Origin of the sequence: Streptosporangium sp. NPDC006007, from assembly GCF_040614315.1 — a bacterium.
Lineage (GTDB): Bacteria > Actinomycetota > Actinomycetes > Streptosporangiales > Streptosporangiaceae > Streptosporangium.
In genome coordinates, this window is the sequence record NZ_JBEXUG010000001.1 from 118,627 (window position 1) to 131,353 (window position 12,727).

Genomic DNA, 12,727 nt, shown 5'->3' on the forward strand with positions numbered 1-12,727 from the left:
GTACGCTCTCGCCGTGCGTCCCCCGTCGTCCATGCGACCCTCAACCAGCTCACCCCGTCCGCTCTCGGGGCTGGCGAGCCTGCTCGGCGCGCCCTCCGGCACGTCGCGCGCGCCGCTGGCCGCGGTGTCCGGGGTAACCATCGACTCGCGCCAGGTCCAGCGCGGGGATCTCTACGTCGCGCTGCCCGGCGCCACGGCCCACGGCGCGGACTTCTCCGCCCAGGCGCTCGCCGCCGGTGCCACCGCCATCCTGACCGATCCGGCGGGCCGCGAGGCCGCGGTGGCGACCGGCCTGCCGGTTCTCGTCGTGCCGGACCCACGCGACCTGCTCGGGCAGGTCTCCGCCTGGGTGTACGGCAGGCCCGCGGCGGACGTGATGGTCATCGGCGTCACCGGGACCAGCGGCAAGACCACCACCAGTTTCCTGCTGGAGGCCGGGCTGCGGGCCGCCGGGCACCGGCCCGGGCTGATCGGCGGCGTTGAGATCCACATCGGCGAGATGCGGTTCACCCCCCGGCTGACCACGCCGGAGGCCAGCGACCTGCAGGGCCTGTTCGCCCTCATGCGCGAGCAGGGCGTCACCGCCGCCGCCATGGAGGTCTCCAGCCACGCGCTGGCGCTGGGCCGCGTCGACGCGGTCTTCTACGACGTGGCGCTGTTCACCAACCTGTCCCAGGATCACCTGGACTTCCACCGGGATCTCGACGACTACTTCGCGACGAAGGTCCGCCTGTTCACCCCCGAGATGAGCCGTGTGGGCGTCGTCAACCTCGACGACGCCCACGGGCGCGAGCTCCTCGGCCTGGGCGGGATCCCGATGACCAGCTTCTCCGCGACGGGCGCGGCGGGGGCCGACTGGCGGGCCGTGGACGTCCGGCTGGGCGCCGATGGCAGCTTCTTCCGCGTGGTCGGCCCCGGCGGGGTCGAGCAGGACGCGACGGTGGCCCTGCCCGGCCCGTTCAACGTCGCCAACGCGCTGGGCGCGATCGTCGCCCTGGTGGAGGCCGGGGTGCCGCTGCCCACGGCGGCGGCGGGCGTCGGCGCGACGGCCGGGGTGCCCGGCCGGATGGAGCGCGTGCCCGGCTGCGAGGGCTTCCAGGCCGTCGTCGACTACTCCCACAAACCGGGCGCGGTGGAGTCGGTGCTGAACTCGCTGCGCGAGGTCACCACCGGCAGGCTGACCGTAGTGCTGGGCTGCGGCGGCGACCGTGACCGGGGTAAACGCCCGATGATGGGGGAGGCCGCCGCCCGGCTGGCGGATGTGGCCATTCTCACCAGTGACAACCCCCGTTCGGAGGATTCGCTCCGGATCCTGGCCGAGATGATGGACGGAGTCCTCCGCGTGCCCCAGGACGAGCGCGCGCATGTGATCATTGAGCCCGACCGCGCCGAGGCCATCGACCTGGCGATCGGCCGGGCGGGCCTCGGCGACGTCGTCGTCGTGGCGGGCAAGGGACACGAGCAGGGTCAGTACGTCGGAGACCGGGTGCTCCCGTTCGACGACAGGCAGGTCGTGGCCGACGCGATCGTCAGACGGCGGAACCGGATCGGGCGCCGAAGTACGTATGGAGAGTAGGGAAGACGCATCATGATCCCGTTGCCGCTGGCCAGGATCGCCGAGATCACCTCGGGTGCCCTCGCCGGTATGGCCGATCCCCGTGCGGTGGTGCGCGGTCCGGTCGTCGTCGACTCCCGTGCCGTTGAGCCGGGATCGCTGTTCGTGGCCGTCAAGGGGGACCGGACCGACGGGCATCACTTCGCCGCCCAGGCCGTCGCCGACGGTGCCGTCGCCGTGCTGGCCTCCAGGCCGGTCGACGTCCCCGCGGTCATCGTCGCCGACCCCCTGGCGGCCCTCGCGGCCCTGGCCACCGCCGTCTGCGCCGGCCTGCCGGCGGCCACGGTCATCGGCGTGACCGGTTCGGCGGGCAAGACCACGACCAAGGACCTGCTCGCCCGGCTCACCGCCAGGATCGGTCCGACGGTGGCCCCGGTGGAGTCGTTCAACAACGAGATCGGCCACCCGCTCACCGTGCTGAGAGCCGACGAGAGCACCCGCTACCTGGTGCTCGAACTCAGCGCCAGGGGTGTGGGCCACATCGCCGACCTCGCCCGCATCGCGCCGCCGCGGATCGGCGTGGTCCTCAACGTCGGCACCGCCCACCTGGGGGTCTTCGGCGGCAAGGAGGTGACCGCCCGGGCCAAGGGTGAGCTGGTCGAGGCGTTGCCCGCCGACGGCGTGGCCGTGCTGAACGCCGACGACCCGCTGGTGGTCGCGATGGCCGGGCGCACCGCCGCCCGTGTCACCTGGTACGGCCGGGGGGCGGCCGCCGCGGTCCGCGCCGAGGGCGTGACCCTCGACGGGCGTGGCCGCGCCTCCTTCACGCTGCGCACCCCGTCCGGCGCCGCCCCGGTCAGGCTCCGGCTCCACGGCGAGCACGCCGTGGAGAACGCCCTGGCCGCCGCGGCGGCCGGCTACGAGCTGGGGCTGCCGGTCACCACCATCGCCGAGGAGCTGTCGGAGGCCGAGCCGCGCAGCCGCTGGCGGATGGAGGTCACCGACAGGCCGGACGGCGTCACCGTGATCAATGACGCCTACAACGCCAACCCCGACTCCATGCGCGCCGCCTTCGGCGCCCTCGCCGCGCTCGCGGGGGGCCGTCGCCGGTTCGCGGTCGTCGCCGCCCTGCGGGAGCTGGGCGAGGAGAGCGCGGCCCTGAACGAGGGGGTGGGCCGTCTGGCCGCCGGAGCGGGTCTCGAAGCCCTGTTCGTCGTCGGCCCCGACGCCGCCCCGATCCTGACCGGCGCCGGTGCGGGCGGAGCGGGCCGTACTCCGCGAGCCGGGGGCGGACCGGCCGGGGACGGCGCGCCACCCGGCGCCGGGGTCGTGCACGTGGCCGACGTCGCCGAGGCGGTCGCCGAGCTGTCGGCGCTCCTGGCCCCCGGTGACGTGGTGCTGGTCAAGGGACCGCGCGCCGCCGGGCTGGAGCGCGTGGCCGCGGCGCTGCTCGGGGGTGACCGCCGATGAGGGAGATCCTCATCGCCGCCGCGGTCGGGCTGCTGCTGTCCATGTTCGGCACCCCGCTGGCGATCCGGCTGTTCTCGCGGCGCGGCTACGGTCAGAGCATCCGGGAGGAGGGGCCGTCGGGGCACCACGACAAGCGCGGCACCCCCACCATGGGCGGCACCGTGATCGTGATCGCGGCGCTCGCCGGGTTCGCCTGCGCCCACCTGGCCACCTTCACCCCGCCCACCGCCTCCGCCGTCCTTGTGCTGTTCCTGATGACGGGGCTGGGCGCGGTCGGCTTCCTCGACGACTTCATCAAGATCTACAAGCAGCGCAGCCTCGGCCTGCGCAGCGGCGCCAAGGCGCTGGGCCAGCTCATCGTCGGCGCGGTCTTCGCCGTCCTGGTCACCCGTTTCCCGAACGCCTACCTGATCACCCCGGCCGAGACCCGGCTGTCGTTCCTGCGGGACTTCGGGCCGTCCATCGGCATCGTCGGATTCACGATCTGGGTGCTCATCATGATCGTCGGCTTCTCCAACGCGGTGAACCTCACCGACGGGCTGGACGGCCTGGCCAGCGGCGCCACCGGCGTGGTGCTGGCCTCCTACGTGCTGATCGGCAACTGGCAGCTCCGCAACAGCTGCACCGCCCAGCTCGGCCCCAACTGCTACTGGGTCCGCGACCCGCTGGACCTGGCGGTGGTCGCCGCGGCCGTGCTCGGCGCGCTGGCCGGCTTCCTGTGGTGGAACGCCCCCCCCGCCAAGATCTTCATGGGCGACACCGGCTCGCTGGCCCTGGGCGGCGTCCTCGCCGGCCTGGCCATCACCACCCGCACCCAGCTCCTGCTGATCATCCTGGCCGGGGTCTGCGTGGTCATCACGCTCTCGGTGATCATCCAGGTGGGCTTCTTCAAGATGACCGGCAAACGGGTCTTCAGGATGGCCCCGCTCCAGCACCACTTCGAGCTGTCGGGCTGGGCCGAGACGACCATCGTGGTCCGTTTCTGGCTCATCGCCGGCTTCTGCGCCGCCGCCGGTCTCGGGCTCTTCTACGTCGAATGGATGCCGAAGCAGTGACAGCGTCCGCCGGTCCCCGCGCGCGCCGGGGTGACCGGACGATCTGCGTCGCCGGCCTCGGGGTCTCGGGGACGGCCGCCGCCCGCGTCCTGGCCGCCCGGGGCGAGAAGGTGGTCGTCCTGGAGAACGGGGACGGCGAGCGGGCCAGGGCGGGGGCCGCGGCCCTGGCCGGGCTCGGCGTCGAGGTCCGCCTCGGCGAGCTCGCCGGGCCGCCCGAGGGCACCTCCCTCATCGTGACCACCGGCTGGCCGCCGCACCACCCGCTGCTCGCCGCCGCGGCCACCTCCGGGCTGGAGGTCATCAGCGAGGTCGAGCTGGCCTGGCGGCTCCGCCCGGCGGGCGCGGCACCGTGGCTGGCGCTGACCGGCACCAACGGCAAGACCACCGCCGTGCGGATGCTCACCTCGATGCTGAAGGCCGCGGGGCATCGGGCGCTCGCGGTCGGCAACGTCGGCACGCCCGTCGTGGAGGCCGTCACCGGTCCCTGGGACGTGCTGGCCGTGGAACTGTCCAGTTTCCAGCTGCACCGCTCGCCCAGCCTGGCCCCGCTCGCGGCGGCCGTGCTCAACGTCGCCCCCGACCACCTCGACTGGCACGGCTCCATGGAGGAGTACGCCCGGGCCAAGGGAGAGGTCTTCTCCCGCGCCGGGACGGTCGTCCACAACGCCGACGACGAGTGGTCCACCCGGCTGGCCGGGCCGTACGGCGAGGCCGGGCGCGGGGTCGGCTTCACCCTCGGGGTGCCCGGCCTAGGGCAGATCGGCGTCGTCGAGGACCTTCTGGTGGACCGTGCCTTCGTGGCCGACCCGGTGGGAGGCGCCGAGGAGCTCGCCTCGTTCGCCGACATCCGGCCGTTCGCGCCGCACAACGTGGCCAACGCGCTCGCCGCCGCGGCCCTGGCGAGATCGTACGGGGTGTCCGCGGCGTCCGTACGGCGGGGCCTGCTGGACTTCGTCCCCGACCCCCACAGGATCGCGCACGTCGCCCGGGTCGGCGAGGTCGACTACGTGGACGACTCCAAGGCCACCAACCCGCACGCCGCCGCCGCGTCGCTCGCCGCCTACCCGTCGATCGTCTGGGTCGCCGGAGGCCAGCTCAAGGGCGCCGACGTGGACGACCTGGTACGGCAGGCGGCCCCGAGGCTGCGCGGCGCGGTGCTCCTGGGCGCCGACCGCGAGCGAATTCACCGGGCTCTGGCGCGACACGCCGAGAATGTTCCGGTGGTTGAGGTGCCGGGGCAAGACACTGGGGTCATGGACCGTGTCGTCACCGAAGCCGCGAGGCTCGCAGCCCCCGGGGACACCGTGCTGCTGGCTCCGGCCGGAGCCTCCCTGGACATGTTCACCGGCTACCCGGCGCGGGGGGAGGCGTTCACGCGGGCCGTACACGATCTCGCGGCCCGGCACGACGGCGGGACGGAGTGAGCGCCACGGTGCCCGAGGGCACCAGGCGCGGGCACGCCGGGACCCGGCGCGGGCGAGGCGGGGGGCGTGGGGAGGCCGAACGCGGCGGGAGCGGGTCACCCGGGGACGCCAAGCGCGCTCCCGCGGGGGCGCGCGAGCAGCTCGCCGCCTTCCGTGAGCTACTCAACCGGCCGCTGACCTCCTATTATCTGATTCTCGGCTGTAGTGCGCTGCTGCTCGCCCTCGGCCTGATGATGGTGCTCTCCGCCTCCAGCATCGAGGCGCTGCAGGAGAAGGGGAACCCGTTCTACTGGTTCTTCAAGCAGTCGGTCTCGGTCGCGCTCGGCATCCCGGTCATGTGGATCTGCTCGCTGCTGCCCCAGCGCTTCTTCCAGCTCGCCGGATATCCGCTGCTGGTGGTGTCGATCATCGGTCTGGTCATGGTGCTGTTCATCGGCACCTCCCAGCTCGGCGCCCAGCGCTGGATCGACCTGGGCCCCATCTACCTTCAGCCCTCCGAGCCCGCCAAACTGGGCCTGATGCTCTGGGGCGCGGACCTGCTGGCCCGTAAGGCGCGCGGCGGGATGATCGAATGGCGTAATCTGTTCATCCCGCTGATGCCGGGTACCGTGATCCTGGCCGTCATGGTCATGCTGGGGCGCGACCTCGGCACCACGCTGGTGCTTATGATGATCTTCCTGTCGCTGCTCTGGGTGGTGGGCGCGCCGCTCCGGCTGTTCGGCGGGATCCTCGCTGTGGCGGTGCTCGCGACCGTTGTCATGATCAGTACCGAGGGGTACCGCTCGGACCGCATCGCGGGCTGGCTGGATCCGTGGGGCAACGCCCAGACCACGGGTTACCAGGCGGTGCAGGGGCAGATCGCCATGGGCAGCGGCGGCTGGTTCGGGCTCGGCCTGGGGTCCAGCAGGCAGAAGTGGAGCTGGCTTCCGCACGCCGAGAGCGACTTCATCTTCTCCATTCTCGGCGAGGAGCTCGGCCTGATGGGCACTCTCGTCGTGGTGGCCCTGTTCGGCCTGCTCGGCTACGCCGGGCTGCGGGTCGCCACCCGGGTCAAGGACCCGTTCGTCCGGCTGGCCTCGGCGTCGACGGTCGCCTGGATCGCCGGTCAGGCGATCGTGAACATCGGCGCGGTCATCGGCGTGCTGCCCATCACCGGCATTCCGCTGCCACTGGTCTCCTACGGTGGATCGGCGCTGCTGCCCACCCTGGCGGCGCTCGGCATGCTGCTCTCCTTCGCCAGGCACGAGCCTGGAGCGCGACAGGCTCTCGCGGCTCGTGGCCCCGGACCGGTGGCGCGGGGCCTAAGCTGGCTTGGCCTGGGTGGGCCGGCACGGAAACGACGGCCGGTCCGCGGAAGACGATAAGTGAAAGGACCGACATGAGGGTGGTCCTCGCCGGCGGCGGGACAGCCGGTCACATCGAACCGGCGCTGGCTCTGGCCGACGCGCTGCGCCAACTCGACCCGAACATCGGGATCACCTGTCTCGGCACCGAGCGCGGTCTGGAGACCCGGCTGGTGCCCGACCGGGGCTACGAGCTTCAGCTCGTGCCCGCGGTGCCGCTGCCCCGGTCCATCACGCCTCAGCTGCTGACCGTGCCCGGACGCCTGGCCGGGGCCATCAACGCGGCCTCGGCCGTCATGGACCGTGTCCGGGCCGACGTCCTGGTCGGCTTCGGCGGCTACGTGGCGACCCCCGCCTACCTGGGGGCGCGGCGGCGGGGTGTGCCGATCGTGGTGCACGAGGCCAACCCGCGGCCCGGCCTGGCCAACCGGCTGGGCGCGCGGCTCACCGAGCACGTGTTCACCGGACACCGGAACACACCGCTGGCCCGCGCCCAGTACGTGGGGATCCCGCTCCGCCGCGAGATCGTGGCCCTGGACCGGCTCTCCATGGGGGACAAGGCGCGCTCCTGGTTCGGCCTGGAGGCCGACCTGCCCACGCTGCTGGTCACCGGGGGCTCCCAGGGGGCACGGTCGCTCAACCGGGCGGCCCTGGCCGCGGCCCCCGCGCTGCGCCGGGCCGGGGTGCAGGTGCTGCACGTCATCGGCCCGAAGAACACCCTGGAGGAGGAGCCTCCGCCGGGCGACCCGCAGTACGTCGCCCTGCAGTACGTCGACCGGATGGACCTGGCCTACGCCGCCGCCGACTTCGCCCTGTGCCGCAGCGGCGCCATGACCTGCGCCGAGCTGACCGCCGTGGGCCTTCCGGCCGCCTACGTCCCCCTCCCGCACGGCAACGGCGAGCAGCGGCTCAACGCCGAGCCGATCGTGGAGGCCGGGGGCGGTCTCATGGTCGACGACGTCGACCTGACACCGGAGTGGATCATCCAGAACGTGCTGCCCATCCTGTCCGACCCCGAACGGGTGGTCACCATGTCGGAGGCCGCGGCCAAGATGGGCAGCAAGGACGCCGACGTGACGCTCGCCCGCCGGGTGCTGCAGATCGCGGCGGAGGGGAAGAGCCGATGAGCGGGCCCTCTGGCGGGCCGCGGATCCGGCGCGGCGAGTGTGGCGGGCCGTCGAGGGGCGAGACGGCCCAGGTGGCGAGCGTAGTGAACGAGGAGTGGTGAGCGGCCGATGAGCCTGGTCAAACTGGTGGATCCGGTCGCGGCCGAGGAACTCGGGCGGGTGCACTTCATCGGGATCGGCGGTTCCGGGATGTCGGGCATCGCGCGCATTCTGCTCAAGCGCGGCGTGTCCGTCTCCGGCAGCGACTCGCGCGGCTCGGAGATGGTCGACGAGCTGCGCGAGCTGGGTGCCAGGATCCACGTCGGCCACGCCGCCTCGCACGTCGTCAACGTCGACACCGTGGTGGTCTCCACCGCGATCCGTGACTCCAACCCGGAGCTCGGCGAGGCGCTCCGCCAGGGCCTGCGGGTGATCCCCCGGGCCGCCGCGCTGGCCTCGGTCATGGCGGGCCGGACCGGGATCGCCCTGGCCGGGACGCACGGCAAGACCACCACCACCTCGATGCTCACCGTGGCGCTGCAGAAGTGCGGCGCCGACCCGTCCTACTGCGTCGGCGGCCAGCTGGTGACCACCGGCCTGGGGGCCGACGAGGGCGCGGGCGGGGTGTTCGTCGCCGAAGCCGACGAGAGCGACGGCTCCTTCCTCATGCTGGCCCCGGACATCGCCGTGGTGACCAATGTGGAGCCGGACCACCTGGACAACTACGGCGACCCGCGGGCGGTCTACGACAGCTTCGCCCGTTTCGCCGAGCGGGTCGGGAGGTCCATGGTGATCTGCGCCGACGACCCCGGCTCCGCGGCCCTGATCCCGATCGCCCGCGCGCGCGGGCTGAAGGTGGTCACGTACGGAGAGGCAGGGGACGCCGACCTCAGGGTGGACGGGATCGTTCCAGACGGCCTGGGCATCTCCTTCACGGTCGCGGGTCACGGGGAGGTGAGGCTCTCGGTCCCGGGCCGTCACAACGCGCTCAACGCCACCGCGGCCATCGCCGTGGCGGCGGAGCTGGGCGTGTCCTTCGGCGAGATACGCGACGGCCTGGCCGCCTTCACCGGTGCCAAGCGCCGCTTCGAGGCCAAGGGCGAGGCCGGGGGGGTGGCCGTCTTCGACAGCTACGCCCACCATCCCACCGAACTCGCCGCCGACCTGCGCGCGGCGCGGGACGTGGTGGCCTCCTTCTCGGGCTCCGGCCGGGTCGTCGCGGTCTTCCAGCCGCACCTCTACTCGCGCACCAGGTTCTTCGCCGACGAGTTCGGCGCCGCCCTGGGCCTGGCCGACGAGGTCATCGTCCTGGACGTCTACGGGGCCCGTGAGGACCCCGAACCGGGGATCTCCGGGGCCCTGGTGGCGGGCAAGGTGCCGCTGCCGCCCGCCCAGGTGGCCTACGCGCCGCAGCGCGACGCCGTACCGGCCCTGGTGGCCAGGCGTGCCCGCCCAGGTGACATCGTGCTCACCATGGGTGCCGGTGATGTCACCGAGCTGGGACCCTGGATCGTGGCGGAGCTGGCCGCCAGGTGACCCGCGCGAGGAGACGCCGGCCGCCGGCGCCCGGGCTCCCGTCCCGGGACGGGGCGGGGCGATGAACGGGATGTGGAGATCGGCCTTCCTGGCCCTGCTCGCGGTGGGGGTGGTGGGTGTCACCGCCTGGCTGGTGTTCTTCTCCTCGGTGCTCGGGGTGCGGGAGGTCCAGGTGGTCGGCAACCTCGCCGTCCCGGCCCAGCAGATCCGGCAGGTGGCCGGGGTCGCCGAGGGGAGACCTCTGGCGGGTGTGGACGTGGCCGAGGTGGAGAACCGGATCAGAGGGATCCGGCAGGTCGAGTCGGTCGTGGTCAGCCGCGGCTGGCCGGGGACGCTGGTGGTGAGGATAGTGGAACGCGAGCCGGTGGCCGTGGTGCCGGCCGGAGGGAGGTTCGCGCTGGTGGACCGGCACGGGGTGGTGACCGAGATCAGGGACGTCGCGCCTCCGGCGCTCCCGGTGCTGCGGGTGGCCCGCCCTCAGGCGGGCGATCCGGCGACCGACATCGCGCTGACCGTCATAGGCGCGCTGCCGGACGATCTGGCCCCGAGGGTCGCCGAGGTGCTCGCGCCCTCGCCGGAAACCGTTTCGCTCCGTCTCAAGGACGGCCGCGAGGTCGTGTGGGGTGGCGGGGACCGACCGGCGGACAAGGTCCGGATCCTCGTTACGCTGCTGAAACGGCCGGCCGACACCTACGATGTGAGTTCTCCCGACGTTGTGACGGTGAAGTGATCCCACCGGGCCGGGCGCGTTCTCCGAAAAGGACGGCCCGCGACACGCCGGGCACGCTTGCGGCGCGGTTAGTTGACCCACCTGGAGCGCAACTCCTACTGTCCGTATCACTCCTCAGGTTGACATAAATCTAAATCTCAACTTGAGGGTGAGGGTTTTGGAAACGACGGCACGGGCCCCGTGTCGCATGAGATTGCAAGTCAACGAGCGGAAAGGCCCCTCGTCGTGGCAGCACCGCAGAACTACCTCGCGGTCATCAAGGTTGTAGGAATCGGCGGAGGCGGAGTCAACGCCGTCAACCGGATGATCGAGGAGGGACTCAAGGGCGTCGAGTTCATCGCCATCAATACCGACGCCCAGGCGCTGCTGATGAGTGACGCCGACGTCAAACTCGATGTTGGGCGTGAACTCACCCGTGGCCTCGGCGCGGGGGCCAACCCCGAAGTCGGGCGCAAGGCCGCAGAGGACCACCGCGAGGAGATCGAAGAGGTCATCAAGGGCGCCGACATGGTGTTCGTCACCGCCGGGGAGGGTGGTGGCACGGGCACCGGTGGCGCCCCCGTGGTGGCCAACATCGCACGGTCCCTGGGCGCGCTGACCATCGGCGTGGTGACCCGGCCCTTCAGCTTCGAGGGCCGGCGCCGGGCGATGCAGGCGGAGGCCGGAATAGAGACTCTGCGCGAGGAGGTCGACACCCTCATCGTGATCCCCAACGACCGGCTGCTGTCGATCTCCGACCGGCAGGTGAGCGTGCTGGACGCCTTCAAGGCGGCCGACCAGGTGCTGCTCTCCGGTGTCCAGGGCATCACCGACCTCATCACCACGCCCGGTCTGATCAACCTGGACTTCGCCGACGTCAAGTCGGTGATGTCGGGCGCCGGTTCGGCGCTCATGGGCATCGGTCACGCGCGTGGCGACGACCGGTCGGTCGCCGCCGCCGAGATGGCCGTGTCCAGCCCGCTGCTGGAGGCCAGCATCGACGGCGCGCACGGCGTGCTGCTGTCGATCGCCGGCGGGTCCGACCTCGGCCTGTTCGAGATCAACGAGGCGGCCCAGCTCGTCTCCAACGCCGCCGCGCCGGACGCCAACATCATCTTCGGTACGGTCATCGACGACGCGCTCGGCGACGAGGTGCGGGTCACCGTGATCGCGGCGGGGTTCGACGAGCCCGCCGCCGAGGTCAAGGTGGCGGCGGCGCAGCCGGCGCCGCGCCAGCAGCCCGCGGCGCGCCCGGCCGCGACCTCCTCGGTCACCGCCTCGATCCGCACCCCGGCGCCCACGGTGAAGGCCGAGCCGCGCCCCGAGCCGAGGGCCGAGCACCTCCCTCCGCCGGTCCGGCCCGTCCTCGGCACCCAGCCGGCGCCCGCCTCCGCGGCCGAGATGCCGCCCGCGCCCGTCTCCCAGCCGGTCCAGCACGCCCATCCGATGCAGCAGCACGTCCCGCCGTCGCACCAGCCGATGGAGCACGCCGAGTCGCACCGGCCGGAGGAGCCGCCGGCGCCGCCGGTGTCGATCCCGCGTCCCGCCCCCGAGCCCTCGCAGCCCACCTCCATCTCCGCCCGGGTTCCCGACCCCGCCCGGCGGCGTCAGGTGATCTTCGAGGAGCAGGAGGAGGAGCTCGACGTCCCGGACTTCCTGAAGTGACATTGCTCACGGCTGGGTGGGCGACCGATCACCCAGCCGTGACAGGGAGAATGGACTCCGCCGGTTTGTTGCTGTTTGAGCGGCGGAGATGTGACGAAAACAACACGACGTGATGAGATCGCGGCCGGGCTGGCCGAGGTCGAGGCGAACATCGCCGCGGCCTGCCGGGCCGCCGGCCGTACCCGCGAGGAGCTGACACTCGTCGCGGTGAGCAAGACCTACCCCGCCTCCGACGTGCGGCTACTGGCCGCGCTGGGGGTGACGGACGTGGGGGAGAACCGTGACCAGGAGGCCGCGGCCAAGGCGGCCGAATGCGCGGATCTCGGCCTCACCTGGCACTTCGTCGGTCAGTTGCAGACCAACAAGGCCCGCTCGGTGGCCGGCTACGCCGATGTCGTGCACTCGGTGGACCGTTCACGTCTGGTGACCGCGCTCGGTCGTGAGGCGGTCAGGGCAGGCAGGGAGATCACCTGCCTGGTGCAGGTGGCCCTGGGCGACGACCCGGGGCGGGGCGGTGCCCGGCCGGCGGAGGTGGCGGCCCTGGCCGACGCCGTGGCCGAGGCCCGTGGCCTGCGGCTGGGCGGGGTGATGGCCGTGGCGCCGCCGGGGGAGGAGCCGGGCGGGGCGTTCGCGAGGTTGCGGGAGATGGCGCAGGCCGTACGGGAGAACCATCCGGGGGCCGACGTCATCTCCGCGGGGATGAGCGGTGATATGGCCGAGGCCATTGCGAATGGCGCGACACACCTGCGTGTCGGTACGGCGTTGCTCGGTCGTAGGAAGCCCTTCGTCAGGTAATGTCCCTTCACGTGGACCTTGACGGCCACGTATCCAGATAGAGGTCGATCGGTGGTGAGCTCCAAGGGG

At 72.4% G+C, this 12,727-nt stretch carries 10 protein-coding genes; all 10 read left to right on the forward strand.

The window, feature by feature from the left end; translation table 11 throughout:
- Positions 1-31: 31 nt before the first annotated feature.
- The 10 genes from ABZ194_RS00565 (at position 32) to ABZ194_RS00610 (ending at position 12,658) form a co-directional block, all read left to right on the forward strand.
- Positions 32-1,576: a UDP-N-acetylmuramoyl-L-alanyl-D-glutamate--2,6-diaminopimelate ligase gene (locus ABZ194_RS00565; RefSeq protein WP_355590552.1), complete on the forward strand. Its 1,545-nt coding sequence runs from the start codon at positions 32-34 to the stop codon at positions 1,574-1,576.
- Between the two features lie 12 nt (positions 1,577-1,588).
- Positions 1,589-3,025 carry a UDP-N-acetylmuramoyl-tripeptide--D-alanyl-D-alanine ligase gene (gene murF, locus ABZ194_RS00570; protein WP_355590056.1) on the forward strand — a complete coding sequence of 479 codons (1,437 nt, stop codon included), beginning with the start codon at positions 1,589-1,591 and terminating at the stop codon, positions 3,023-3,025.
- Positions 3,022-4,080: a phospho-N-acetylmuramoyl-pentapeptide-transferase gene (gene mraY / locus ABZ194_RS00575; RefSeq protein ID WP_355590059.1), complete on the forward strand. Its 1,059-nt coding sequence runs from the start codon at positions 3,022-3,024 to the stop codon at positions 4,078-4,080. The genes murF and mraY overlap by 4 nt, the downstream gene beginning before the upstream one ends.
- Entirely contained in the window at positions 4,062-5,504 is a 1,443-nt protein-coding gene (gene murD, locus ABZ194_RS00580) for a UDP-N-acetylmuramoyl-L-alanine--D-glutamate ligase (protein ID WP_355590062.1), read from the forward strand. The genes mraY and murD overlap by 19 nt, the downstream gene beginning before the upstream one ends.
- Positions 5,501-6,868 (forward strand): putative lipid II flippase FtsW, encoded by a 1,368-nt coding sequence (gene ftsW, locus ABZ194_RS00585; RefSeq protein ID WP_355590065.1) that lies wholly within the window; start codon positions 5,501-5,503, stop codon positions 6,866-6,868. Before murD ends, ftsW begins: the two co-directional genes overlap by 4 nt.
- A 14-nt stretch (positions 6,869-6,882) precedes the next feature.
- A complete protein-coding gene (murG, locus tag ABZ194_RS00590; RefSeq protein WP_355590068.1) occupies positions 6,883-7,974 on the forward strand; it encodes an undecaprenyldiphospho-muramoylpentapeptide beta-N-acetylglucosaminyltransferase in 1,092 nt (363 codons plus the stop codon).
- Positions 7,975-8,082: 108 nt separating this feature from the next.
- The gene (gene murC, locus ABZ194_RS00595; RefSeq protein ID WP_355590071.1) at positions 8,083-9,489 is read left to right on the forward strand and encodes a UDP-N-acetylmuramate--L-alanine ligase; all 1,407 of its coding nucleotides are present in this window, start codon (positions 8,083-8,085) and stop codon (positions 9,487-9,489) included.
- A gap of 61 nt (positions 9,490-9,550) precedes the next feature.
- A complete protein-coding gene (locus ABZ194_RS00600) occupies positions 9,551-10,219 on the forward strand; it encodes an FtsQ-type POTRA domain-containing protein (RefSeq protein WP_355590074.1) in 669 nt (222 codons plus the stop codon).
- Between the two features lie 225 nt (positions 10,220-10,444).
- Positions 10,445-11,863, forward strand: a complete 1,419-nt coding sequence (ftsZ, locus tag ABZ194_RS00605) for a cell division protein FtsZ (RefSeq protein ID WP_355590077.1) — start codon at positions 10,445-10,447, stop codon at positions 11,861-11,863.
- A gap of 90 nt (positions 11,864-11,953) precedes the next feature.
- Positions 11,954-12,658, forward strand: a complete 705-nt coding sequence (locus tag ABZ194_RS00610) for a YggS family pyridoxal phosphate-dependent enzyme (protein ID WP_355590080.1) — start codon at positions 11,954-11,956, stop codon at positions 12,656-12,658.
- Positions 12,659-12,727 lie beyond the last annotated feature (69 nt).

Coding starts and splice junctions, on each gene's coding strand:
- ABZ194_RS00565 (WP_355590552.1), top strand. CDS start 32: ATGCGACCCTCAACCAGCTCACCCCGTCCGCTCTCGGGGCTGGCGAGC.
- murF (WP_355590056.1), top strand. CDS start 1,589: ATGATCCCGTTGCCGCTGGCCAGGATCGCCGAGATCACCTCGGGTGCC.
- mraY (WP_355590059.1), top strand. CDS start 3,022: ATGAGGGAGATCCTCATCGCCGCCGCGGTCGGGCTGCTGCTGTCCATG.
- murD (WP_355590062.1), top strand. CDS start 4,062: ATGGATGCCGAAGCAGTGACAGCGTCCGCCGGTCCCCGCGCGCGCCGG.
- murG (WP_355590068.1), top strand. CDS start 6,883: ATGAGGGTGGTCCTCGCCGGCGGCGGGACAGCCGGTCACATCGAACCG.
- murC (WP_355590071.1), top strand. CDS start 8,083: ATGAGCCTGGTCAAACTGGTGGATCCGGTCGCGGCCGAGGAACTCGGG.
- ABZ194_RS00600 (WP_355590074.1), top strand. CDS start 9,551: ATGAACGGGATGTGGAGATCGGCCTTCCTGGCCCTGCTCGCGGTGGGG.